Source organism: Pseudomonas frigoris, from assembly GCF_047758635.1.
GTDB lineage: Bacteria > Pseudomonadota > Gammaproteobacteria > Pseudomonadales > Pseudomonadaceae > Aquipseudomonas > Aquipseudomonas frigoris.
This window is the reverse complement of the sequence record NZ_CP180479.1, coordinates 1,576,093-1,598,603: the sequence shown is the minus strand read 5'-3', so window position 1 is coordinate 1,598,603 and position 22,511 is coordinate 1,576,093. Positions and strand designations below refer to the sequence as shown.

At 58.9% G+C, this 22,511-nt stretch carries 20 protein-coding genes and 1 pseudogene; 15 read left to right on the top strand and 6 right to left on the bottom strand.

What is annotated here, in order from left to right:
* Nucleotides 1–50: 50 nt before the first annotated feature.
* Nucleotides 51–2,786: a preprotein translocase subunit SecA gene (gene secA / locus ACMXYH_RS07130; protein ID WP_134417532.1), complete on the bottom strand. Its 2,736-nt coding sequence runs from the start codon at nucleotides 2,784–2,786 to the stop codon at nucleotides 51–53.
* Nucleotides 2,787–3,093: 307 nt separating this feature from the next.
* Between secA and ACMXYH_RS07125 the strand changes: the two genes are divergently transcribed.
* A complete protein-coding gene (locus ACMXYH_RS07125) occupies nucleotides 3,094–3,549 on the top strand; it encodes a DUF721 domain-containing protein (RefSeq protein WP_090187471.1) in 456 nt (151 codons plus the stop codon).
* 92 nt (nucleotides 3,550–3,641) lie between these two features.
* On the opposite strand, the gene ACMXYH_RS07120 is transcribed toward ACMXYH_RS07125, so the two are convergent.
* Nucleotides 3,642–5,129 carry a helicase HerA-like domain-containing protein gene (locus tag ACMXYH_RS07120; RefSeq protein ID WP_415766699.1) on the bottom strand — a complete coding sequence of 496 codons (1,488 nt, stop codon included), beginning with the start codon at nucleotides 5,127–5,129 and terminating at the stop codon, nucleotides 3,642–3,644.
* A gap of 189 nt (nucleotides 5,130–5,318) precedes the next feature.
* On the opposite strand from ACMXYH_RS07120, the pseudogene ACMXYH_RS31475 reads away from it, so the two are divergent.
* From ACMXYH_RS31475 to ACMXYH_RS07100, 5 genes and pseudogenes are all read left to right on the top strand, one after another.
* Nucleotides 5,319–6,350, top strand: a pseudogene (locus tag ACMXYH_RS31475) (HAMP domain-containing protein); the annotation flags it as partial.
* A gap of 93 nt (nucleotides 6,351–6,443) precedes the next feature.
* Nucleotides 6,444–7,208 (top strand): methyl-accepting chemotaxis protein, encoded by a 765-nt coding sequence (locus ACMXYH_RS31470; RefSeq protein WP_428608872.1) that lies wholly within the window; start codon nucleotides 6,444–6,446, stop codon nucleotides 7,206–7,208.
* A 182-nt stretch (nucleotides 7,209–7,390) separates the two neighbouring features.
* Entirely contained in the window at nucleotides 7,391–8,512 is a 1,122-nt protein-coding gene (locus ACMXYH_RS07110) for a glycosyltransferase family 4 protein (RefSeq protein ID WP_415766698.1), read from the top strand.
* Nucleotides 8,505–9,281 carry a DUF2334 domain-containing protein gene (locus ACMXYH_RS07105; RefSeq protein WP_415766697.1) on the top strand — a complete coding sequence of 259 codons (777 nt, stop codon included), beginning with the start codon at nucleotides 8,505–8,507 and terminating at the stop codon, nucleotides 9,279–9,281. The genes ACMXYH_RS07110 and ACMXYH_RS07105 overlap by 8 nt, the downstream gene beginning before the upstream one ends.
* The gene (locus ACMXYH_RS07100) at nucleotides 9,278–10,273 is read left to right on the top strand and encodes a lysylphosphatidylglycerol synthase transmembrane domain-containing protein (protein ID WP_134417522.1); all 996 of its coding nucleotides are present in this window, start codon (nucleotides 9,278–9,280) and stop codon (nucleotides 10,271–10,273) included. The genes ACMXYH_RS07105 and ACMXYH_RS07100 overlap by 4 nt, the downstream gene beginning before the upstream one ends.
* Nucleotides 10,274–10,345: 72 nt before the next feature.
* On the opposite strand, the gene ACMXYH_RS07095 is transcribed toward ACMXYH_RS07100, so the two are convergent.
* Together ACMXYH_RS07095 and purU are read right to left on the bottom strand one after the other, a co-directional pair.
* Nucleotides 10,346–10,522, bottom strand: coding sequence for a hypothetical protein (locus ACMXYH_RS07095; protein WP_165353233.1), 177 nt, complete (start codon nucleotides 10,520–10,522; stop codon nucleotides 10,346–10,348).
* An 85-nt stretch (nucleotides 10,523–10,607) separates the two neighbouring features.
* Entirely contained in the window at nucleotides 10,608–11,456 is an 849-nt protein-coding gene (gene purU / locus ACMXYH_RS07090) for a formyltetrahydrofolate deformylase (RefSeq protein ID WP_008147434.1), read from the bottom strand.
* Nucleotides 11,457–11,796: 340 nt separating this feature from the next.
* Here purU and mvaT point away from each other — a divergent pair, with 340 nt between their 5' ends.
* Nucleotides 11,797–12,174 carry a histone-like nucleoid-structuring protein MvaT gene (gene mvaT, locus ACMXYH_RS07085; protein ID WP_007933316.1) on the top strand — a complete coding sequence of 126 codons (378 nt, stop codon included), beginning with the start codon at nucleotides 11,797–11,799 and terminating at the stop codon, nucleotides 12,172–12,174.
* Between the two features lie 99 nt (nucleotides 12,175–12,273).
* Here the strand turns inward: mvaT and sbcB are convergent, their stop codons facing one another.
* Nucleotides 12,274–13,704 carry an exodeoxyribonuclease I gene (sbcB, locus tag ACMXYH_RS07080; protein ID WP_415766696.1) on the bottom strand — a complete coding sequence of 477 codons (1,431 nt, stop codon included), beginning with the start codon at nucleotides 13,702–13,704 and terminating at the stop codon, nucleotides 12,274–12,276.
* Between the two features lie 183 nt (nucleotides 13,705–13,887).
* On the opposite strand from sbcB, the gene ACMXYH_RS07075 reads away from it, so the two are divergent.
* The 8 genes from ACMXYH_RS07075 (at nucleotide 13,888) to ACMXYH_RS07040 (ending at nucleotide 21,768) form a co-directional block, all read left to right on the top strand.
* Nucleotides 13,888–14,613: an RDD family protein gene (locus tag ACMXYH_RS07075; protein WP_134417518.1), complete on the top strand. Its 726-nt coding sequence runs from the start codon at nucleotides 13,888–13,890 to the stop codon at nucleotides 14,611–14,613.
* On the top strand, nucleotides 14,610–15,587 hold the full coding sequence (locus tag ACMXYH_RS07070) for a stage II sporulation protein M (RefSeq protein ID WP_415766695.1): 978 nt from the start codon (nucleotides 14,610–14,612) through the stop codon (nucleotides 15,585–15,587). Before ACMXYH_RS07075 ends, ACMXYH_RS07070 begins: the two co-directional genes overlap by 4 nt.
* The gene (locus ACMXYH_RS07065; protein WP_415766694.1) at nucleotides 15,574–17,118 is read left to right on the top strand and encodes a DUF4129 domain-containing protein; all 1,545 of its coding nucleotides are present in this window, start codon (nucleotides 15,574–15,576) and stop codon (nucleotides 17,116–17,118) included. Before ACMXYH_RS07070 ends, ACMXYH_RS07065 begins: the two co-directional genes overlap by 14 nt.
* The gene (locus tag ACMXYH_RS07060) at nucleotides 17,115–18,278 is read left to right on the top strand and encodes a DUF4350 domain-containing protein (protein WP_415766693.1); all 1,164 of its coding nucleotides are present in this window, start codon (nucleotides 17,115–17,117) and stop codon (nucleotides 18,276–18,278) included. Before ACMXYH_RS07065 ends, ACMXYH_RS07060 begins: the two co-directional genes overlap by 4 nt.
* The gene (locus ACMXYH_RS07055) at nucleotides 18,275–19,276 is read left to right on the top strand and encodes an AAA family ATPase (RefSeq protein WP_129437893.1); all 1,002 of its coding nucleotides are present in this window, start codon (nucleotides 18,275–18,277) and stop codon (nucleotides 19,274–19,276) included. The genes ACMXYH_RS07060 and ACMXYH_RS07055 overlap by 4 nt, the downstream gene beginning before the upstream one ends.
* 130 nt (nucleotides 19,277–19,406) lie before the next feature.
* Nucleotides 19,407–20,738 (top strand): DUF58 domain-containing protein, encoded by a 1,332-nt coding sequence (locus ACMXYH_RS07050; protein ID WP_415766692.1) that lies wholly within the window; start codon nucleotides 19,407–19,409, stop codon nucleotides 20,736–20,738.
* 155 nt (nucleotides 20,739–20,893) lie between these two features.
* Entirely contained in the window at nucleotides 20,894–21,145 is a 252-nt protein-coding gene (locus tag ACMXYH_RS07045; protein WP_134417509.1) for a hypothetical protein, read from the top strand.
* 263 nt (nucleotides 21,146–21,408) lie between these two features.
* Nucleotides 21,409–21,768 carry a DUF6124 family protein gene (locus ACMXYH_RS07040; RefSeq protein WP_415766691.1) on the top strand — a complete coding sequence of 120 codons (360 nt, stop codon included), beginning with the start codon at nucleotides 21,409–21,411 and terminating at the stop codon, nucleotides 21,766–21,768.
* A gap of 158 nt (nucleotides 21,769–21,926) precedes the next feature.
* Here the strand turns inward: ACMXYH_RS07040 and ACMXYH_RS07035 are convergent, their stop codons facing one another.
* Nucleotides 21,927–22,286: a PilZ domain-containing protein gene (locus ACMXYH_RS07035; protein ID WP_415766690.1), complete on the bottom strand. Its 360-nt coding sequence runs from the start codon at nucleotides 22,284–22,286 to the stop codon at nucleotides 21,927–21,929.
* Nucleotides 22,287–22,511 lie beyond the last annotated feature (225 nt).

Below are 22,511 nucleotides of genomic sequence, written 5' to 3'. Positions count from 1 at the left end.
GACGGCATAAGCCGGTCGCGGCGCGGGTATTTCAGCGTATGAAACGGGTTTTACTGGATCTGCCCGTGGCAATGCTTGAACTTCTTGCCCGAACCGCAGTAGCAAAGTTCGTTACGGCCCAGCTTCTGTTCATTGCGTACCGGAGCGATGGCAAGGGCGACATCGACCTCTTCACCCAGCAGTTCCGGTTGCTCAAGCCCCGGTGCTTCGTCGTGCTGGAACTGCATGCGCGCAGCCAGCGCTTCGGCTTCCTGACGCAGGCGTTGTTCTTCTTCGATCGGATCTTCGCGGCGAACCTGAACGTGGGACAGCACACGGATCGAGTCGCGCTTGATCGAATCCAGCAGCTCGGAGAACAGCGTGTAGGACTCGCGCTTGTACTCTTGCTTCGGGTTCTTCTGCGCATAACCACGCAAGTGGATGCCGTGACGCAGGTGATCCATGGTCGACAGGTGATCTTTCCACAGGTCGTCGAGCACACGCAGGACGATTTGCTTCTCGAAGGTGCGCAGCGCCTCGGCGCTCGCCTGCTCTTCTTTCTCGTTGTACGCGGCCAGCAGCTCGGTCATGAGCTTCTCGCGCAGGGTTTCTTCGTACAGGTGGTCGTCTTCGTCGAGCCATTTCTGGATCGGCAGCGCCACACCGAAGTCGCTCTGCAACGCCGCTTCCAGACCGGCCACGTCCCACTGCTCAGGCAGCGATTGCGGTGGAATGTGTGCGCTGACCGTTGCGTTGAGCACGTCCTGACGGAAGTCGGCGATGGTTTCACCGATGTTGTCGGCGGCCAACAAACTGTTACGCATGTGATAGATCACTTTACGTTGTTCGTTGTTGACGTCGTCGAACTCGAGCAGTTGCTTACGAATGTCGAAGTTGCGGCCTTCAACCTTGCGCTGAGCCTTCTCGATGGCGTTGGTCACCATGCGGTGCTCGATCGCCTCGCCAGGCTGCATGCCCAGGGCCTTCATGAAGTTCTTCACCCGATCAGAGGCGAAGATGCGCATCAGGCTGTCTTCCAGCGACAGGTAGAAACGGCTGGAACCAGCGTCACCCTGACGACCGGCACGACCACGCAGCTGGTTGTCGATACGGCGCGATTCGTGACGCTCGGAAGCAATCACCTGCAAACCGCCCGACTCGAGCACTTGCTGGTGACGTTTCTGCCAGTCGGCCTTGATCTGGGCAATCTGCTCAGGGGTCGGGTCTTCCAGGGTTGCCACTTCCACTTCCCAGTTACCGCCCAACAGGATGTCGGTACCACGACCGGCCATGTTGGTGGCGATGGTCAGTGCGCCTGGGCGACCGGCCTGGGCAATGATCTCGGCTTCTTTTTCGTGGAACTTGGCGTTCAGAACCTTGTGTTCGATGCCTTCCTTCTGCAGCAGCGCAGACATGTGCTCGGAAGTTTCGATGGTTGCAGTACCCACCAGCACCGGACGGCCCTGGGTCATGCATTCCTTGATGTCATTGATGATCGCCGCGTATTTCTCTTCGGCAGTCAGGAACACCAGGTCGTTGTAGTCTTTACGCGCCAGCGGTTTGTTCGGCGGGATAACCATCACCGACAGACCGTAGATCTGGTGGAATTCGAACGCTTCGGTGTCAGCGGTACCGGTCATGCCGGACAGCTTGTTGTACAGACGGAAGTAGTTCTGGAACGTGGTCGAGGCCAGGGTCTGGCTTTCGGCCTGAATGTTCAGGTTTTCCTTGGCTTCGATGGCCTGGTGCAGGCCTTCGGACAGACGGCGACCCGGCATGGTGCGACCGGTGTGTTCGTCGACCAGAACGACCTGGCCATCCTGCACGATGTATTCGATGTTGCGATTGAACAGTTTATGAGCGCGCAGACCGGCATAAACGTGGGTCAGCAGACCAAGGTTGTGCGCCGAGTACAGGCTTTCGCCTTCAGCCAGCAGACCAACGCGGGTCAGCATGTCTTCGATGAACTGGTGACCGGCTTCGTTGAGCTCAACCTGACGGGTCTTCTCGTCGACGGTGTAGTGGCCGGCCTTGGTGACTTCGCCTTCCACTTCTTCGATGTGCAACTCAAGCTGCGGGATCAATTTGTTGATCTCGATGTACAGCTTGGAGCTGTCCTCGGCCTGACCGGAAATGATCAGCGGGGTACGGGCTTCGTCGATGAGGATGGAGTCGACTTCGTCGATCACGGCAAAATTGAGTTCGCGCTGGAATTTTTCTTCCATGCTGAACGCCATGTTGTCGCGCAGGTAGTCGAAACCGAATTCGTTGTTGGTGCCGTAGGTAATGTCGGCAGCGTAAGCCAGACGTTTCTCTTCCGGCGGCTGGAACGGCGTGACAACACCGACCGACATTCCGAGGAATTCGTAGAGCGGACGCATCCAGTTGGCGTCACGACGGGCCAGGTAGTCGTTCACCGTCACAACGTGCACGCCCTTGCCGGACAGCGCGTTGAGGTAAACGCCCAGTGTTGCCACCAGGGTCTTGCCTTCACCGGTACGCATTTCCGCGATCTGGCCTTCATGCAAGGTCATGCCGCCGATCAGCTGGACGTCGAAGTGGCGCATACCCATGACGCGCTTGCCGGCTTCGCGGGCGACCGCAAAGGCTTCGGGCAGCAGCTTGTCGAGGGTTTCCCCTTTGGCGATGCGGGCCTTGAACTCATCTGTCTTGGCACGCAATTGATCGTCCGAAAGGGCCACCATTTGCTCTTCGAAGGCATTGACGAGTTGCACCGTCTTGAGCATGCGTTTGACTTCACGCTCGTTCTTGCTTCCAAAAAGTTTCTTTAACAAAGGCGCAAACATATCGGCAGGATCTTCCACACTAAAGGGATGGAGGGCGGCCCCGTGAGTCGCCCGAGCAGCCCTCATGGCCGCATGCGAACGAGCATTCTACCCGGAAACGATGGTGAGGAAAGTGGCGTTATTCCACGATACTGGCACAGCGCTTTGACGGGGCTCACTTAAAATAAGGGCTTTTTGCTCAACTTCAAGCCATTCAGGGCAGAAGTTACTTGTTGATTTAATGGGTAAAGCGCTCGCAAAGCAATGGCTCGGGTGCATCCGGTGCTTTCTGCTACCATGGCGGCTCTGTTACTTCAGGTGTCTGATCATGGCATTTCGCCCTCTTACGGCCAGAGCACCCGCCGTCCTGCTTCGCGAAGCCAAACCGCTGAAAGCCATCTTCGGCCACGCTCAACGCCTGGGTCATTTACAACGTCTGCTGGAAAGCCAATTGCAGCCCGCCGCCCGCGAGCATTGCCATGTGGCGTCGTGGCGCGAAGGCAGTTTGTTGCTGATAGTGACCGACGGTCATTGGGCAACCCGCCTGCGTTATCAGCAAAAGCGTCTGCAACGGCAACTACAGATGTTCGACGAATTCGCCAGCCTGACGCGGATTCTGTTCAAGGTCCAGCCGCCCACGGTTCAGCAAGGGGCGGCTGGCCATACCATCAGCTTGTCGACCGATGCAGGCGCGACCATTCAGGCCACAGCCGACGGGATCAGCGATCCGAATCTGCGGGCAGCGCTGGAACGCCTTGCGGCTCACGCCAAACCCAAGGATTAAAAGCAAGATCAAAAGATCGCAGCCTTCGGCAGCTCCTACATTGGGATGGTGTACACCCTGTAGGAGCTGCCGAAGGCTGCGATCTTTTGCTTTTAGCGGCGTTTGTTGCCGCCGAGTAGCGAGCCCATCAAGCCGCGTACCAACTGTCGGCCCAATTGATTAGCCGCTTGGCGCATCGCCGATTTCAGTGCCTGCCCCGCCGCGGTGCCGAGGAATTCCCCGGCCTTGTCGGTGAAGCTTGGCTCTTCGGCTGCCGGTTTGCCCGGAACAGCGTCAGGCTCTGGCGCCAACCCTTTGCGCCCCATCAACACTTCATAAGCCGATTCGCGATCAACGGGTTTGTCATACCGGCCCTTGAATGGCGACTCCGAGATCAGCACTGTGCGTTCACTCTCGCTCAACGGCCCGATCCGCGATTGCGGCGGTGCCACCAAAACCCGCTGGACCATCTCCGGCGTGCCCTTGTCCTGCAACGTACCGACCAGCGCCTCGCCAATCCCAAGCTCGGTCAGCACCGACAAGGCATCGAACGCCGGGTTCGGCCGGAAGCCTTCGGCCACCGCTCGCAGGGATTTCTGCTCCTTGGCGGTGAACGCGCGCAAGCCATGCTGAATGCGCAAACCGAGCTGAGCCAGCACGTCATCCGGCAAGTCGCCCGGCGATTGGGTGACGAAATACACGCCAACGCCTTTCGAGCGAATCAACCGCACCACTTGCTCAAGACGATCCTGCAAAGCCTTGGGCGTACCGGCGAACAATAAATGCGCTTCGTCGAAAAACAACGCCAGCAGCGGTTTGTCCGAATCGCCGCGCTCTGGCAATTGCTCGAACAGTTCGGCCAGCAGCCACAACAGGAACGTTGCATAGACCTTCGGCGCTTCGTGCACCAGACGGCTGGCATCAAGCAAGTGAATGCGCCCGCGGCCCTCGGCGGTCGGCCGCAGAATGTCTTCGAGTTGCAGCGCCGGCTCACCGAACAGCGCTTCGGCGCCCTGCTGTTCCAGGGTCGCCAGACGCCGCAACAGCGCCTGACTGGAACCGGTGGTCATCAGCGCGGCGTCGTCACCGAGCAATTCGGGGTTGTCACGCAGGTGATTGAGCAGTGCCTTCAGGTCCTTGAGGTCCAGCAGCAACAGCCCTTCACGGTCCGCCACCTTGAACGCGGCGTACAGCGCCGACTGTTGACTGTCGGTCAGCTCCAGCAGGCTGCCAATCAATAACGGCCCCATTTCGCTCAAGGTTGTGCGCAACGGATGACCGGACTGACCGTGAATGTCCCACAGGGTCACCGGATACGCTTGAGGCGTGTGGTTCAGCCAAGGCATCCCGGCAATCCGCTCGGCGATTTTGCCTTGAGGGTTGCCGGCGGCGCCCAGCCCACACAGGTCACCCTTGATATCCGCGGCAAACACCGCCACGCCGGCATCGCTGAATGCTTCGGCCATCCGTTGCAAGGTGACGGTTTTGCCCGTCCCGGTAGCGCCCGCGACCAAACCATGACGGTTCGCCAGGCGCATGGCCTGGGCAATGGGCTGCCCGGCGAGATCGGCACCGATAACGAGTTGTAATGAGTCAGGCATTTTGTCACCCATGGTTAATCTTTGATCCTTCACGGCCGATAGGAATAAGCGAGAGACCCAATTGAAAGCAAGGTCCGACATTCCCCTATGGAGAGCAGGAATTACCGACTCGCTCCGTTGCGCACTCATTTTGCGCGCATTAACAGCAACGCGCCCCGAACAATAAGACCTTAGCGGACCCTCCGAGCCATGAACAAAAACCTGAGCTTCAGCCATAAAATTTTGCTTGCCGCCGCCCTCATCGTTATTGCCGCTTTCGCCTCGTTCACGCTGTACAACGATTATTTGCAGCGAACTGCCATCCGCGACGACCTGAACAGCTATTTCAACGAGATGGGCGATGTCACCGCCAACGACATCCAGACCTGGCTGACCGGCCGTGTCCTGCTGATCGATAACCTCGCCCAGAACATCGCGATCAATCCGGAACCTGCCACCGTCGCCAGCCTGCTTGAGCAGAAAGCTCTGACGTCGACCTTCATGGCGTCCTACCTGGGCGATGCCACCGGCAGCTTTACTATTCGCCCGGATGCGAAAATGCCCGCCGGCTTCGATCCGCGCGTGCGCCCTTGGTACAAAGGCGCCGAAAGCAGCAGCACAGCGACCCTGACTGAACCTTACATCGATGCGGCTACTGGCCAGACCATCATCTCTATCGCCACCGCCTCGAAAAAGGCCGGGCAGAGCATTGGCGTAGTGGGCGGTGATCTTAGCCTGCAAACCCTGATCGACAACCTGAGTGGCCGCGACTTTGGCGGCATGGGTTATGCGTTTCTGGTGAGCGCCGACGGCAAGATCCTGGTTCACCCGGACAAAACGCTGGTGATGAAGTCCCTGAGTGAGGCGTACCCGCAAAACACGCCGCGCATCAGCAGGGACTTCAGCGAAGTGGAGGTCAACGGCAAGACCCGCATCTTCAATTTCACCCCGATCAAAGGCCTGCCCTCGGTCAATTGGTACATCGGTCTGTCGGTCGATAAAGAAAAAGCCTTCGCGATGCTCAGCGAATTCCGCACCTCGGCAGTGATTGCAACGGTGATTGCCGTGGCGGTCATCATTGCCTTGTTGGGCATGTTGATCCGCGTGCTGATCCAGCCGCTGCACGTCATGACCCGCGCCATGGCAGACATCGCCGACGGCGAAGGCGACCTGACCAAACGCCTGACCATCGTGAACAACGATGAATTCGGTGTCCTCGGTACCGCGTTCAACCGCTTCGTGGAACGCATTCACGGTTCGATCCGCGAAGTGTCGTCGGCCACCGGGCAAGTCAACGAAGTGGCTCTGCGTGTAGTGGCCGCCTCGAACTCCTCGATGTTCAACTCCGACCAACAGGCTTCGCGCACCAGCAGCGTGGCCGCGGCGATCAACCAGCTCGGCGCCGCCGCTCAGGAAATCGCCCGCAACGCAGCACAAGCATCGAGTCAGGCCAGCGATGCCCGCAGCCTGGCCGAAGATGGTCAGCAAGTGGTGGATCGCAGCATTGTCGCGATGAATCAACTGTCGAGCATGCTCAGCGCCTCGAGCACCAACATCGAATCGCTGAACAGCAAAACCGTGAACATCGGGCAGATTCTCGAAGTGATCACCAGCATCTCCCAGCAAACCAACCTGCTGGCGCTGAACGCGGCCATCGAAGCAGCACGTGCAGGTGAAGCCGGACGTGGTTTTGCCGTGGTGGCCGATGAAGTGCGCAACCTGGCGCACCGCACTCAGGAATCGGCGCAACAGGTGCAGACCATGATAGAGGAGCTGCAAGTCGGCGCCCGCGAATCCGTCAGCACCATGAGCGACAGCCAGCGCCACAGCCAGGACAGCGTCGAAATCGCCAACCTGGCCGGCGAGCGTTTGAACAGCGTGACGTTGCGTATTGGCGAGATTGACGGGATGAACCAGTCGGTGGCCACGGCGACCGAGGAACAGACGGCGGTGGTGGAGTCGATCAACGTCGACATTACCGAGATCAACACACTGAATCAGGAGGGTGTGGAAAACCTGCAGTCGACGTTGCGGGCGTGCTCGGATCTTGAGCAGCAGGCGGCGCGGCTTAAACAGTTGGTGGGCAGTTTCCGTATTTAGCGTCCGGACGGGCCCCTTCGCGAGCAAGCCCGCTCCCACAGGTTCAACGCCAGACCTTGTGGGAGCGGGCTTGCTCGCGAAGGCGACCCTCCAGACACCGCAAACCTCACTGCCCCGCAAAACCCCAACCGAACATCTATCCTTCATAAAGGTCAACCAAGGGAGCCCAACGGACCGGAGGGATGTTCATCGTGCATATCGCTGACATAACCATGTTCTACGCCCCTGCCAGCGGTGGCGTGCGCACTTATCTGGATGCAAAACACCGTCGCCTGAGCATCAAGCCGGGCATTCGCCACAGCCTGCTGATCCCTGGGGCTTACTTGAGTGAACAGGATGGCGTTTACACGGTTCCGGCCCCCGCCCTGCCCTTCGGCAAGGGTTATCGTTTCCCCCTCCGTCTCGCGCCCTGGCGCAATGTTCTGCACGATTTACAGCCCGACCTGATCGAGGTCGGCGACCCCTACCTCACCGCATGGGCGGCACTCGACGCTCGGCGGCAACTCGATGTCCCGGTGGTCGGCTTTTATCACTCGGACCTGCCGCTGCTGGTCAGCAATCGCATGGGCAACTGGGTCACCACCAACGTCGAAGCCTATGTCAGCAAGCTCTATGGCAACTTCGATCGGGTTCTGGCGCCAAGCCAGGTCATGGCCGACAAACTGATCGGGCTCGGGGTGAAGAACGTTTTCGTGCAACCGCTGGGCGTCGACTTGCACACCTTCCATCCCAATGCCCGGGACCCGGGCCTGCGGGCCGAATTGGGTATCGATGAAAACACTCATTTGCTGATCTTCGCCGGGCGCGGCGCCAAGGAAAAAAATCTGCCGGTGCTGCTCGATTGCATGAAACGCCTGGGCCGACGCTATCACCTGCTGCTGGTAGGTTCGTCGATGCCGGCCGTGGTGCCGGACAACGTGACCGTGATCGGTGAGTTCTGTACGGCGGCACACGTGGCGCGATTGATGGCCAGCGCCGATGCGCTGCTGCACGCAGGCGATCAGGAAACATTCGGCCTGGTGGTTCTTGAAGCCATGGCCAGTGGCATTCCGGTGGTGGCCGTGGCGGCCGGGGCCTTTCAGGAAATCATCACCGATCAATGCGGCCTGCTCTGCCCGCCGAATAATCCATTGGCGATGGCCGACGCCGTTCGCGAACTGTTCAGCTCGGGCAGCGTCGTGTTGGGCAAACAGGCCCGCAGCCATGTCGAGCGGCATTACTCTTGGGACATGGTGGTCAACAGCCTGCTGGGGCATTATCGCGCCGTACTTGGCAGCCACTTGCCGCTGACCGCCAATGGTTGAGCCCATGAATCCGCCCAGCCTGATACTCGTCCTGCACGACGTCGCACCGCAAACCTGGGCCGATTACCAACCCTTTGTCGAAGCTGTCGACGCTCTGGGCGAGGTGCCGATGACCTGGCTGGTGGTGCCCAATTTCCACAAGCACAACGATCTGGAAGAGCATCCGGGATTTCGACGCTTGCTCACCCGTCGTCTCGCCCGAGGTGACGAACTGGCATTGCACGGTTACTTTCATTGCGATGAAGCGTCCACTCCCACTACGCCACAAGACTGGTTCATGCGCAGGATCTACACCCACGAAGGCGAGTTTTACAGCCTGTCTCAAGAAGCCGCCCTCGCCCGCCTGCGCGCCGGCATCGAAATATTCCACCGTTATCACTGGCCGCTGGAGGGCTTCGTCGCCCCGGCCTGGTTGATGAGCGAAGGGACGCGCCAGGCCTTGCGCCAGCTACCTCTGAGTTACACCAGCGATCCTCAGCATCTGTATCGTCTGCCGGACTTCACAGCAATTGATGCGCCAGGCCTGGTCTGGAGTGCGCGCAGTGCCTGGCGCCGGGGGTTGTCGAAGCTCGTCAGCGATCAACGCGAACAACGCTGGCGGCAAGCACCGGTGATTCGTCTGGGCTTGCACCCGGTCGATATGCGCCACGAGTACTCGCGCAATTACTGGCTGCAAACCCTCAAGCGCTTGCTCGACGAGGGACGAGTGCCGATGACCAAGGCACGCTGGCTGGCGCTGCAAAGCGACCGTATGGGTCGCGCCGCATGAGTCGCGGGATTCTGCTGCTCGTCGCGCTGCTCGCTGCGGTGCTGATTCCGTCGCTGCTGGGCGGTAACGAAACCTGGTATCGACTGCGAAGCTTTCCGCTGACATGGTTACTGATCATGTTCGGCATGATCCTGCTGTGCTGGGTGCTGAACACGATGCGCTTGCGCCTGTTGCTAGGGGATCAGCGCGACAAGGTGGGCCCGCTAAAAAGTCTCGGTGTGGTGATGGCCGCCGAGTTCGCTTATTGCGCCACACCGGGTGGCAGCGGCGGTCCGCTGACGATCATGGCGCTGCTGGCGCGCAATGGCGTGCGTCCGGCCAGGGGCAGCGCCGTGTTTGCCATGGATCAGCTGAGCGATTTGCTGTTTTTTCTTTGTGCGCTGAGCGGAATCCTGATTTATGCGTTGTTCCAGCACCTCAGCCAACGCATGGAATGGCTGCTGACCGTCAGCGCCATTTCGATGTTCGGCGGGTTGTTGAGTTGCGTGGTGGTCGCCCGCTACCATCGAATGCTGATTCGTCTGAGCGGTCGGTTGCTCGCTCGCTTGAATGTCAAAACCACCACGCGCCTGCGCTGGGCGCGAAAACTCCTGCACTTTCTGGCGGCGTTCACGGACACATTGAAGCTGCCCTTTCAGACGCTCATTACAGTGTTTGCCCTGACTTGCCTGCATTGGATCTTGCGCTATAGCGTGCTGTATCTGGCATTGCGTGGGCTTGGGGCGGATTTGCAGTGGGCCTGGAGCTTTCTGATCCAGATGCTTTCGCTGAGCGCGGGGCAATTCAGCCTGTTGCCGGGCGGTGCCGGGGCGGCGGAGTTGACGTCGGCGGCGCTGCTGGCGCCGATGGTGGGGAAATCCACCGCGGCGGCGGCGATTCTGATCTGGCGGGCGGTGACTTATTACTTTTATCTGGTAGTCGGCGGGCCGGTATTTTTACTGATGCTTGGGCGGCCGCTGCTGAAGAAGTTGATGAAATTCAAACAGGCCTAAAAGATCGCAGCCTGCGGCAGCTCCTACATGGATCGCGTACCCCTGTAGGAGCTGCCGCAGGCTGCGATCTTTTTAGGCCTCCCCGATTTCTTCGTCGGACTCCGGATTCAACTGCTCCCACAACTCGGCCGCACCGGGAAACTCCGTCCCGTCTTCTGGGCTCATGTCATCCGGGTCGTAACGACTCAAACACCCTTCGCCCAACGTGGCGGGAGCCTTGGATGTAGCTTTGTCGAGTGGATCGGCCATGTCATGTCCTCAGTGCAGAAACGGCGAAGGGCCTGAAGCGATTGAACGCCCAGGCCCTTCGAATTTCAACTGTGTTGTATGGCTGTCAGAACACGACGGTTTTGTTGCCGTGCACCAGCACCCGATCTTCCAGATGATAACGCAGACCACGGGCCAGTACCATCTTCTCGACGTCCCGACCGAAACGCACCATGTCGTCAATGCTGTCACTGTGGCTGACGCGAACGACGTCCTGTTCGATGATCGGACCGGCATCCAGCTCTTCGGTCACATAGTGGCAAGTAGCGCCGATTAACTTCACGCCACGCATCGATGCCTGGTGATACGGCTTGGCACCGACGAACGACGGCAGGAAGCTGTGGTGAATGTTGATGACCTTGTGAGCATATTCGCGGCACAACTCGGGCGGCAGGATTTGCATGTAGCGGGCAAGTACGACCACTTCGGCATCGTGCTGTTTGACCAGGCGCGAGACTTCGGCGAATGCCGGCTCTTTATCCTGCGGATTGACCGGTACGTGGTAATACGGAATCCCGTGCCACTCGACCATGCTGCGCAAGTCGTCATGGTTGGAGATCACGCAGGAAATTTCGCAATCCAGCTCATCACTGTGCCAGCGGTGCAACAAGTCGGCGAGGCAATGAGACTCGCGACTGGCCATCAGAACCACGCGCTTTTTCTGCTCGGTATCAGTGATGCGCCAGTTCATCGAGAACTCTTCGGCAATCGGTGCAAACGCTTCGCGAAAGGCATCGATACCGAAGGGCAGCGAATCGGCACGAATTTCGTGACGCATGAAGAACCAGCCACTGAGATTGTCCGAGTGATGGCTCGCTTCAGTGATCCAGCCGTTATGTGACGCCAGAAAGTTACTGACTTTAGCAACGATGCCGACGCGGTCCGGGCAAGCAATCACCAGCCGAAAAGTGCGCATGAGGGTCAAACTCCAGAACTTCGCAAAGGCGGCCATTCTAGCGATTGCGCAGCAAAACTGCAGTATTGATGACGTTTTGCCCGACACAAAGGTAAGCGGCACAGGTTCTGGCAGCACCTGCAACCCGCGCGATGGTGTTCCTGTTGCCAATCTTCAAGTGCCCAATTGTGAATATTCGTGATGACTGCATCACACTATTTAACTACACCGGCAATTTATGCCCTATTCACCGTAACTAATTTAAATAAAACTCCGGTTATATGTTTACTTGGTGAAACACCCTGACTATTATTGCCGCACTGTCACCTGCCATCCAGCGCCCCAACATAAGGTAGTCCTCATGTCCTTGATCAACGAATACCGCGCCACCGAAGAAGCTATCAAAGAGCTGCAAGCCCGTTTGAAGAACCTGTCCCAAGACGACAAACTGCAAACCGAGCTGGAATTCGAAGGCAAACTGCGCACCCTGATGGGCGAGTACTCCAAGTCTCTGCGTGACATCATTGCGCTATTGGATCCAGAGTCCAAAACCAAAGCACCACGCGGCGGCGCAGTAAAAACTACTGGCACCAAGCGTGCTCGCAAAGTTAAACAATACAAAAACCCGCACAACGGCGAAGTCATCGAAACCAAAGGTGGCAACCACAAAACTCTGAAAGAGTGGAAAGCCAAGTGGGGCGGTGACGTGGTTGAAGGCTGGGCTACCCTGCTGGGCTAAGCCGTAGCGCTTGTCGCAGACTCATCCGCGACAAAAAAGAACGCCAGCATCTGCTGGCGTTTTTTATGCCCGGGATTCAGCACCCGAACATTTTCGATTTCAAAGATTCAAACGTTTGCGTAATCCTTCGACATAATTCTGCCATTCATTCAGCACCTCTCGCTGAAACGATGTAGCCGTAATACTCCATTGGGCGGCGGCCTCTACAAAAGTTTCCAGCGTATTTGGCGCCCCCCACTCGGGTGCTGACAAACGTTGCTGACAGAATATTCTCCAGCGTTCTTGCTCTTCGAAACTCAACGTATCGGGGAAGTTGCGTGCGCGATATCGAAACAATAATTCAGGCAATCGTTCATCATCGAAAGGCCATTGTTGTTGCGCTAATTGAGCAGGGTCGGCAGACCTGACTTGCTCACATAGACGCCGATCCCGATCACCGATAAAACCATCGTATAACTGTTGCTCAGGGTCTTGGCTCGAGGTGAAATCTTCGCTGGCGTAAATCGCCTGAACTTTATCTCGCCAAACTGTTTGTGCGTCACTTAGCCGCAGCGCACGCTCTTGGTAGAGCGACATATCCAGCCCCAAACGTTGCTGATCTTCAGAGCGAAGTACCGACAACGGCGCCACCACCGGACATTTATTGATGTGGATAAGTTTGAGCGGCACCGGCAACTCGCCCTCGGCCAAGTCATCGCGGCGGGTATACAGCCGTTGGCGCAAGGTGTCGGCATCAAGATCGAGCAAGCCCTGAGGGTCCAGGTGCAGGTCACAGACAATCAAGGCGTTCTTGTTGCGCGGGTGCCAGGCCAGGGGCAGCACCACACCGACATAATTGCGCGCCGCTGAAAAGCGCCCGGAGATGTGCACCATTGGCTGCAACAGCCGAATCTGATCCATCACCTTTTGTTTACCGCGCAACTGAAACAACCAGTCATACAACTTCGGCTGTTTTTCCCGGATCAGACGCGCCAGGGCGATGGTGGCGCGAACGTCCGATAGCGCTTCGTGAGCGTTTCCGTGATCGATGCCATTGGCGGCGGTCAGGCGTTCGAGCTTGAGCGTTATCCGTCCCTCGTCGTCCGTCGGCCAAACGATGCCGTCAGGGCGCAAGGCATAGGCTGCACGCACCACATCGATCAGGTCCCAGCGGCTATTACCGCCCTGCCACTCGCGCGCATAAGGGTCGAAAAAGTTTCGGTAAAGACTGTAACGGGTCATCTCGTCGTCGAAACGCAGCGTGTTGTACCCCGCCCCACACGTGCCGGGCGCAGCGAGTTGAGCATGCACCCGCGTCATGAAGTCGGCTTCGCTCAAGCCTTGCTCGGCCAGTCGGCCGGGCGTAATACCCGTGATCGCACAGGCCGCCGGATGGGGCAGGATGTCTTCACTGGGCTGGCAGTAAAGGTTGACCGGCTCGTCTATTTCATTGAGATCGAAGTCAGTGCGAATCCCCGCCATTTGCAGCGGACGGTCGCAACGGGGGTTGATGCCAGTGGTTTCATAGTCGTACCAGAAGATAGAGGTCACGGGCTATTCCTGAACTGAAGATCGGCGAAGTCTAGGCGTTCACATCCCGCCCCGGCCAGTAATCTCGTCATTCAATCACCTCTGGCCACGTGCCGTGCAATACATAGTTATGTCGTTTTCCCCCGAGAGGCTGCTAGCATCGGACGGACATCGAATCCCGAACAGGCCACATCAAGGTTGCCCATGCTCGAGACCACAGCACTGCCAGGGAAAGCGACGCTGTCCGCGCCACTGGATACGCGGTATCAAGTCGAAACGCCGGAAGGCATCGACCTGCCACTGCGCCCGGCCGGGTTGATGGTTCGTGCGCTGGCGTTCTCCATCGATCTCGGGCTGCGCGGGTTGATCGTTGGCCTGCTATTCATTGTCCTGGCGTTCCTCGGGAAACTCGGTGCAGGGCTCGGCTCGATTCTGTTGTTCGTGGTGAGCTGGTGGTACATGGTGCTGTTCGAAGTGCTCAATCAGGGGCGTTCGCCCGGCAAGCAGTGGATGGGCCTGCGAGTGGTACAGGACGATGGCACGCCGATCGGCTGGTCTGCTTCGCTGCTGCGCAACCTGCTGCGATTTGTCGACATGCTGCCGTTCGGCTATTTCCTCGGGGCCATCAGTTGCCTGCAACATCCTACCTTCAAGCGCCTCGGCGATCTGGCTGCCGGCACGCTGGTGATCTACCGCGAACAACCGCTTGCCCGACCGCAACTGCCTGACATCCAGCCCCGGCGCCCGGCCTTTGCGCTGACGCTGACCGAACAACGCGCCATCCTCGGGTTTGCCGAGCGTCAGGGTGAACTCTCTGAAGCACGGGTCAAAGAGCTGGCGGCCATACTCGCGCAACCGTTGCAGGTGTCGGCGCCAGGGGCCGTGGACGAACTCAATGGCATCGCCCGCGGCTTGTTGGGCCCGACATGAAGCAAAGCCTTTTCGAAACTCGCCACAAGGCCGAATGGGAGCAATTTACCCTCGTGCTTGAACAGCTGGAGCAAGGCAAGGAAGCCGAACGAGTCGCCCGTTTTCCAAGCGATTATCGTCGTCTCTGCCAACACCTGGCGCTGGCCCAGGAACGTGGTTACAGCAGTTTTCTGATCGACTCATTGCAGCAACAGGTCCTGCGCGGACATCAACAGTTTTATCGCCACCGCAGTCGATTGGGTGCCAACGTGCTGAGCTTCATCCTGGCTGACTTCCCGCGACTGGTGCGCGAACAGTGGCGCTTCGTACTCGCCGCCGGCCTGATGTTTTTTGGCAGCCTGATCGGCATCGCACTGCTGGTGTATCTGTTCCCCGACCTGGTCTACAACCTGATCCCGGCCGAGCAGGTCAGCGAGATGCAAGGCATGTACGACCCCGTCGCCGGTCATTTGGGCCGCTCTGCCGAACGGGCAGCCAGTGAAGACTGGGTGATGTTCGGTTACTACATCATGCACAACATCGGCATCGCCTTTCAGACCTTCGCCAGCGGTTTGCTGTTTGGCCTGGGCAGCGCGTTTTTCCTGTTCTTCAACGGTTTGATGATCGGCGCGGTGGCCGGGCACCTGACGCACATCGGCTACGGGCAAACCTTCTGGTCATTCGTGGTTGGCCACGGCGCCTTCGAACTGAGTGCTATCGCCCTGGCCGGTGCCGCCGGCCTGCAACTGGGTTGGGCATTGATCGCGCCGGGGCGCCTGCCCCGCTCCGAAGCCCTGCGATTGGCGGCGCGAAAGAGCGTGCTGCTGATTTGCGGGGTCATGCTGTTTCTGCTGATTGCGGCGTTTATCGAAGCTTACTGGTCGTCCACGGTCGGCGTCGCGCCAATGACCAAATACCTGGTCGGTGCAGCCCTCTGGTTGTTGGTGGCGGTTTATCTGCTGTTTGCCGGACGGACCCGCCATGCGCCTGAGTGACGCCACGGTTGTCATCCGCCCGCGCACCACCTGGGAAGCCATGGACCTGGGCGTCCTGCTGAGCCAGCGACACCGGCGTCTGCTGATGACCAGTTGGGCCATCGTGACCTTGCCGATTTTCGCCCTGCTCAGTTGGGTGCTGTGGGATTCGCCCTCCCTCGCCGTGTTCATTTTCTGGTGGCTGAAACCGGCGTTCGACCGCCTGCCGCTGTACATACTGTCCAAAGCCATGTTCGGCGAAACGCCCACGCTGAAGCAGGCGCTGCGCCAATTTCCGCGGCTGCTCCAACCGCAACTGCTGGTGAGTCTGACCTGGCGGCGCCTGAGCCTGAGTCGCAGTTTCCTGATGCCGGTGGTGCAACTCGAAGGGCTGAGTGGGCAAGCGCGACAACAGCGCTTGCAGGTGCTATTGCAGCGCAACGCCGGTGCTGCGCGGTGGCTGACCATCATCGGCGTACACCTGGAAAGCGCGTTATGGATCGGCCTGATGGTGCTGTTCTATATGTTCTTGCCGAAACAGGTCGAACTCGACTGGAGCTGGCAGACCTTGATCACCGCCGCCACACAGGACTGGCGTTGGCTGGAACACCTGACCAATGCCTTTTACGCACTGGTGCTCATTGTCTGGGAACCGGTTTATGTCGCCTGCGGCTTCAGCCTTTATCTGAATCGGCGCACGGTGCTGGAGGCCTGGGATATCGAGCTGGTGTTCCGCCGCATGCGCCAACGCTTGAGCAGCGCCGCCGTCACCCTGCTGCTGGCGGCGTTCCTGTTGATGCCGACAGCACAAACCGTATGGGCCGCCGAGCCAGTCATTTCACCCGACAGCCCACGCCTGCTGGACCAGCCACTGACCAGTCAGGCATCCCGGGACAGCATCAAGGCGATCCTCGATCAGCCTCCATTCAGGAACAAGGAATCGGTCACGCGCTATCGGTTTGGCGAGGACAAACCAGCCGCCGACACGGCGGACGACGACAACGCCCCCGAATGGCTGGAGGCGCTGCTCAAGCTTCTGGACAACCAACGCTTCGGCGCAGCAGCCACGCTGATTGAAATTGTGTTGTGGGGTGTCGTGATCGGTGCCATTGGTTTATTGATCTGGCATTACCGTGACTGGCTGCAAGCCTTCGTCAGCCGTCGACCGGCCTTGAACAGCAAGGTCACGCGGCCGTTACCGCAACAGGCTTTCGGCCTGGACCTCAACCGCGAAACCCTGCCCGCCGACATCGCCGCCAGCGCCGAACGCCTCTGGCAAACCCACCCTCGCGAGGCCCTCGGGTTGCTCTATCGCGGGCTGCTCAGCCACTTGCTGCACGACTTCAACATGGCGCTGAAACCCGCCGACACCGAAGGCCAGGTCCTGGAGCGCATTGAACAATTGCAACAACCTGCCTTGCTGGCCTTCAGTAAAAACCTGACCGGGCACTGGCAGAACATGGCCTACGGGCATCGCCTGCCTCCCGCGCATTTGCAACAGGAACTCTGTGACGGCTGGCGAGCCCTGTTCGGCCCGGGAGCGTTGCGTTGAACCGGCAACGCTGGCTGGCGGTCGGCGTGTTCATTGCCGTGCTAGTGATCGCGCTGAGTGTTTATCTATACGTCAAGGCGACGCCCTATCAAGCAGACATCGATCACGGCCCCTCGCCCGAAGCCCAGGCCAACCCCTATCTCGCCGCCGAGCATTTCCTGCGCAAACAGGGCCTGTCGGTGAGCCACGCCGACAGCCTCGACATTCTGCCCACCCTGGAGCCGCATCAGCACAGTCTGTTGTTACTCGGGGACCGGTACAACATGACCCCGCGCCAGATCGATCAGCTGTTGAACTGGACCCGGGCCGGCGGGCGTCTTTTGTTTGTTGCCCAGTCGCTGTGGGATGAAAAGACTGGCCAAAGCAATGACCTGTTGCTCGACCGGGTGCAGCTGCACCAGTCGCTGAGCAAAGACCTCAAGGACCCGCCGCCCGCTATCGACGACGATCCTTACCCCAAGCTGACCAAGCTGTATCTGGAAGACGAAAACGCGCCGGCCTACGCAGGTTTTGATACCGCATTCCATCTCGAAGACCCGAAAAACCTCGCCCAGGCCTGGGCCAACAGCGGCAAGGCCACGCACATGATGCAGCTCAATCACGGGCTCGGTTCGATCACCGTGGTCACCGACGCCGACCTGTGGAAAACCCCGGCCATCGACCAGTACGACAACGCCTGGCTGCTCTGGTACCTGACCGCGGACACGAACGTGACCCTGCTGTTCAACACCGATCACGACAGCCTGCTGACCTTGCTTCTGCGCTATTTCCCTCAAGCATTGGTCGCCCTTTTTGCCCTGATCGGTCTTGGCGTCTGGCACGTCGGCGTGCGCCAGGGTCCGCTGCTGGAACCGGCCCCAAGGGCCCGCCGCCAACTTCAGGAACACCTGCGCGCCAGCGCCGATTTCATGCTGCGCAGAAACGGTCAGCAGCACCTGGTGCAAGCCTTGCAGCACGACATCTTGCGTCGTGTGCGGCGCCGTCATCCCGGTTTTGAACAACTCGGCGTTGCCGAACAATGGCTGGTGCTCGCACGCCTGACCGGCCAACCCACACGCGCTATCAGCCAGGCCATGAGCCCGCGACCGAAGCAGCGGCTGTCCAGCGCTGAATTCAGTCGCCAAGTCGCCCACCTGCAAACCTTGAGGAACGCCTTATGAGTGAACAGATCGAGCCCGGCGCACTGAGCCACGCCGCGCAGCAACGCCAGCGCGCCAGCCAGTTGGCCCAGGCCGTGCGAACCGAATTGCAGAAAGCCGTGATCGGCCAGAACACCGTGATCGACGATGTGCTCACCGCCCTGATCGCCGGTGGCCACGTACTGCTCGAAGGCGTGCCGGGGCTGGGCAAGACGTTGCTGGTGCGCGCCCTCGCCCGCTGCTTCGGCGGCGAATTCGCGCGCATCCAGTTCACCCCGGACCTGATGCCCAGCGACGTCACCGGGCACGCCGTTTACGACCTGCAGACCGAGCAGTTCAAACTGCGCAAAGGTCCGTTGTTCACCAACCTTTTACTGGCCGACGAGATCAACCGTGCCCCGGCGAAAACCCAGGCCGCGCTACTCGAAGCCATGCAAGAACGACAAGTCACCCTCGAAGGCCGCGCCCTGCCCATCGTGCAACCGTTCATGGTGCTCGCCACGCAAAACCCTATCGAACAGGAAGGCACTTACCCACTGCCAGAAGCCGAGCTCGATCGCTTCATGCTCAAGGTGCGCATGGACTACCCCGACGCCGAGCAAGAATTGAACATGGTCCGCCAGGTCAGCCGCTCGACCCGGGCCGACATGCTCGATGTGCAACCCCTGCGCACGGTGCTGCAAGCCAAGGACGTGCTGGCCTTGCAGCGCATTGCCAGCGATCTGCCGCTGGACGATCAGGTGCTCGACTATGCTGTGCGCCTGGCCCGTACCACCCGCAACTGGCCGGGCCTGATCCTCGGTGCCGGGCCACGGGCCTCCATTGCCCTGGTGCGTTGCGCTCGGGCGCGAGCCTTGTTGCGTGGTGGCGAGTTCGTGATTCCGGATGACATCAAAGGCTGCGCCCTCGCGGTGTTGCGTCACCGTGTGCGGATTGCGCCGGAGCTGGACATCGAAGGGCTGGACGTCGATCAAGTGCTCAAGCAACTGCTCGATCAAGTGCCGGCGCCAAGAGTGTGAACGCCGTGCTCGATATTCGCGTCGACACCAGAAAAGATCGCAGCCTTCGGCAGCTCCTACGGGGGCCAGCGTTCGACGTAGGAGCTGCCGAAGGCTGCGATCTTTTCAACAGACCACACGGTGTCACGCCATGAAACCGTCCCGGCTTCTGCTGATCTGGCTCGCCTTGCTGCTGGCCATCGGCATCGTGCTGGGCGCAATGCGGGCGCTGGACATCCCGATTCCATCCAGCCTGCAAGCGATCAACTGGGGATTGCTGCTGGCGCTGCTGGCCTTGGCAGTACTCGACGGTGTCCGTCTCAAGCGCCTGCCCTCACCCCGCCTCCAGCGACAAATGCCCGGTAGCCTTGCACTCGCTCGATGGGGCGAAGTGCGACTGGAGATCGAGCATGATTTTGAACAACCACTGACCGTACAGATTTTCGACCATGTGCCGGAAGGCCTGAGCTTCGAAAACCTGCCACTGTCGGTCGACCTGCAACCCGGCCAGCACAGCCAGATCGGTTATCGATTGCGCCCGCTCAAGCGCGGCCACTTCACCTTCGAACACTGCGAAATCAACCTGCCCAGCCCATTGGGCCTGTGGTCTGACAAACGCTTGCTCAACGTGGCCGACAACACCCGCGTCTACCCGGACTTCGCCCGCCTTTACGGCGGCCAATTACTGGCAGTGGACAACTGGCTGAGCCAACTCGGCGTCCGCCAGCGCCAGCGTCGCGGGTTGGGCCTTGAATTCCATCAATTAAGGGAATTCCGCGAAGGTGACAGCCTGCGCCAGATCGACTGGAAAGCCACCGCCCGCCAACGCACCCCCATCGCCCGTGAGTATCAGGACGAGCGCGACCAGCAGATCATCTTCATGCTCGATTGCGGCCGACGGATGCGCAGCCAGGATGGAGAACTCGCGCATTTCGATCACGCACTCAACGCCTGCCTGTTGCTCAGCTACATCGCCCTGCGCCAAGGCGATGCGGTAGGCCTGAGCACCTTCGCCAGCGACCGGCCGCATTACCTCGCTCCGGTAAAAGGCACTGAACAACTCAAGGTCCTGCTCAACGCTGTCTATGACCTCAATAGCACCCAACGCCCAGCCGATTATCAGGCCGCCGCCAACCAGTTACTGGCCCGACAAAAACGCCGGGCGCTGGTGGTGCTGGTGACTAACTTGCGGGATGAAGACGATGAAGAACTGCTGACCGCCGTCAAACGCCTGAACAAACAACATCGGGTGCTGGTGGCGAGCCTGCGCGAAGACTTGCTCGACACGCTGCGGCACACGCCGGTGCAAACCTTTTCGGAAGCGCTGGCCTATTGCGGGACGGTGGATTATTTGAATGAACGGGCGGAGCTCCATGAGCGGTTGAGTGCACATGGAGTACCAGTGGTGGATGCTCGACCCTCAGAGTTGGGGGCCGAGCTGGTGACGCGGTATCTGGGTTGGAAAAAAGCCGGAATGATGTAACGGTACCCAGCGTAGAAAATAGTGCTTCACGACCTCGATAGGAAGTGATAATGGAACTACTTAAGGACGCGATGCAGTGGTCAATTCTTTCCCATAACAGTTTTGAGCATCGGTCATAACCAACAGGCGTTTAGCTCTACATCGAGGAATAAATCATGGATGAGAAAAATCTATTCACTGCAGTGCTAACCCAGATCTCTCAGAACCAGCTGGCAATGGGTGCGGCAATAGAAGAACTAACCAATTGGGTGGAGAAGCAAGGGGCTACTGAAGTCGCAAATAACATCCGAGGGGCGCTCCAAACGCTAGATCGAAACCAAAAATTTATCTCTCTGGCGCTTATCTCTGTATCCACCGACTTTAAAGAAGTACAGCCCCCGAAAAAACCACACTCTGATGAGGGATAAAAACTTTCAACTCTCGAAATATCACTCAACAGTTCCTCAAAATTGTAGGGCGCTCGGTGATGAAGGAATAGCTTGGTGGCATGACAAATGTTCATCATTGGACAGCTCTTTTCCTACTCGAATATTCGAGCAAACGACAACGACTACAAAACCAAGCGCCTCTGCCTACAACTAGCAGCGGCCCTGGCTGACTATTGAAGATGGCCATTCAACCTTAAGGTTCTCCTGTCTCTACCCATTAGCGATCCAAAGGAGTTAACCCGATGTTCAAACCTCCACCCGAGAAATGCGAACTCCCCTACGCCACCCTTGACCCTAAAAAGCTCCACGCCGCCGCCGACAAGGCGCTGGACCACTACCTCAAATCCGACATCACCTCCCTTCGCTCTTCCAAGGACCGCGCCATGAAAATGTTCACCGTTGTGTCCGATGCCAACCCCGAAGCCTTGACCATCGAGACCTACGAGACCTTTTCGACGGTCAGCATTCTGCTGCTCGACCTGGCTGAAAGCCTGGACGACAGACCGCGTCACCTGGCGATGGCGATTTATCGGATGAGTGAGTTGGGGTTGATGCTGGTGGAGAGGTCGCTGGCGAACGAGATGGCGATCAAGACGACGTAGCATTTCAGCCGTTGGTTCTTTGTTGTTTGCGCTGACGTCATCGCGAGCAAGCTCGCTCCCACAGGAGATCGTTGCTGGGCACAAATCTTGTGGATCAACACCGAGCCCCTGTGGGAGCGAGCTTGCTCGCGATGGCTATCGCCAAGATTGCGTAGATTTCAGGCAGAGGCAGGCAACGGCTGAAAGCTGAAGTATCGCTTCAAGGCGCTGATCAGTTGCCCATACTCCGGCGGGGCCCGTTGCAGGCTGAAACCGGCGTCATAGTGGTGAGGGGTCGTGTCTTCATGACACCACAGGCAAAACGCCTGAAGATCAATGACCTGCATGCAGCCATCGCTGGCAGGGATTTTCAGGCGCAAATCGAAATCGGCGCCGATCATCATCGGCAACTGACTGATCAGCATCAGCCCGTCTTCGGACACGTTGCCCAGAAAGCCGATGGGTTTGTCGGTGACGCTGTTGAACACTCTTAGAAAATACGGCAGTTGATGCCGCTCGATCCGGCGGTCAGTAAACATGCGCAAATGGCCCAGCAAGGCTCTTAAGCAGAGCCGCACTAATGCTTCGGAACGGGCCTGGTTCTATTTCTTATATAGGCATAGACATAGGCGCGCTCTCCCCGATCCCGGTGCGACAGTCCACAAAGCCGCTGCCGCTTACTCCTGCCGATCACAGGTGTTGCGTCGATTAGAGGCAAGGCTCTAAACCGATCTATTCGACTATAGCTCACCACCGCCGGTGAG

Bases quoted from the DNA above. Each gene is read 5' to 3' on its own strand.
- secA (WP_134417532.1), bottom strand. From the start codon at position 2,786: ATGTTTGCGCCTTTGTTAAAGAAACTTTTTGGAAGCAAGAACGAGCGT.
- ACMXYH_RS07125 (WP_090187471.1), top strand. From the start codon at position 3,094: ATGGCATTTCGCCCTCTTACGGCCAGAGCACCCGCCGTCCTGCTTCGC.
- ACMXYH_RS07120 (WP_415766699.1), bottom strand. From the start codon at position 5,129: ATGCCTGACTCATTACAACTCGTTATCGGTGCCGATCTCGCCGGGCAG.
- ACMXYH_RS31470 (WP_428608872.1), top strand. From the start codon at position 6,444: ATGTTCAACTCCGACCAACAGGCTTCGCGCACCAGCAGCGTGGCCGCG.
- ACMXYH_RS07110 (WP_415766698.1), top strand. From the start codon at position 7,391: ATGTTCATCGTGCATATCGCTGACATAACCATGTTCTACGCCCCTGCC.
- ACMXYH_RS07105 (WP_415766697.1), top strand. From the start codon at position 8,505: ATGGTTGAGCCCATGAATCCGCCCAGCCTGATACTCGTCCTGCACGAC.
- ACMXYH_RS07100 (WP_134417522.1), top strand. From the start codon at position 9,278: ATGAGTCGCGGGATTCTGCTGCTCGTCGCGCTGCTCGCTGCGGTGCTG.
- ACMXYH_RS07095 (WP_165353233.1), bottom strand. From the start codon at position 10,522: ATGGCCGATCCACTCGACAAAGCTACATCCAAGGCTCCCGCCACGTTG.
- purU (WP_008147434.1), bottom strand. From the start codon at position 11,456: ATGCGCACTTTTCGGCTGGTGATTGCTTGCCCGGACCGCGTCGGCATC.
- mvaT (WP_007933316.1), top strand. From the start codon at position 11,797: ATGTCCTTGATCAACGAATACCGCGCCACCGAAGAAGCTATCAAAGAG.
- ACMXYH_RS07075 (WP_134417518.1), top strand. From the start codon at position 13,888: ATGCTCGAGACCACAGCACTGCCAGGGAAAGCGACGCTGTCCGCGCCA.
- ACMXYH_RS07070 (WP_415766695.1), top strand. From the start codon at position 14,610: ATGAAGCAAAGCCTTTTCGAAACTCGCCACAAGGCCGAATGGGAGCAA.
- ACMXYH_RS07065 (WP_415766694.1), top strand. From the start codon at position 15,574: ATGCGCCTGAGTGACGCCACGGTTGTCATCCGCCCGCGCACCACCTGG.
- ACMXYH_RS07055 (WP_129437893.1), top strand. From the start codon at position 18,275: ATGAGTGAACAGATCGAGCCCGGCGCACTGAGCCACGCCGCGCAGCAA.
- ACMXYH_RS07050 (WP_415766692.1), top strand. From the start codon at position 19,407: ATGAAACCGTCCCGGCTTCTGCTGATCTGGCTCGCCTTGCTGCTGGCC.
- ACMXYH_RS07045 (WP_134417509.1), top strand. From the start codon at position 20,894: ATGGATGAGAAAAATCTATTCACTGCAGTGCTAACCCAGATCTCTCAG.
- ACMXYH_RS07040 (WP_415766691.1), top strand. From the start codon at position 21,409: ATGTTCAAACCTCCACCCGAGAAATGCGAACTCCCCTACGCCACCCTT.
- ACMXYH_RS07035 (WP_415766690.1), bottom strand. From the start codon at position 22,286: ATGTTTACTGACCGCCGGATCGAGCGGCATCAACTGCCGTATTTTCTA.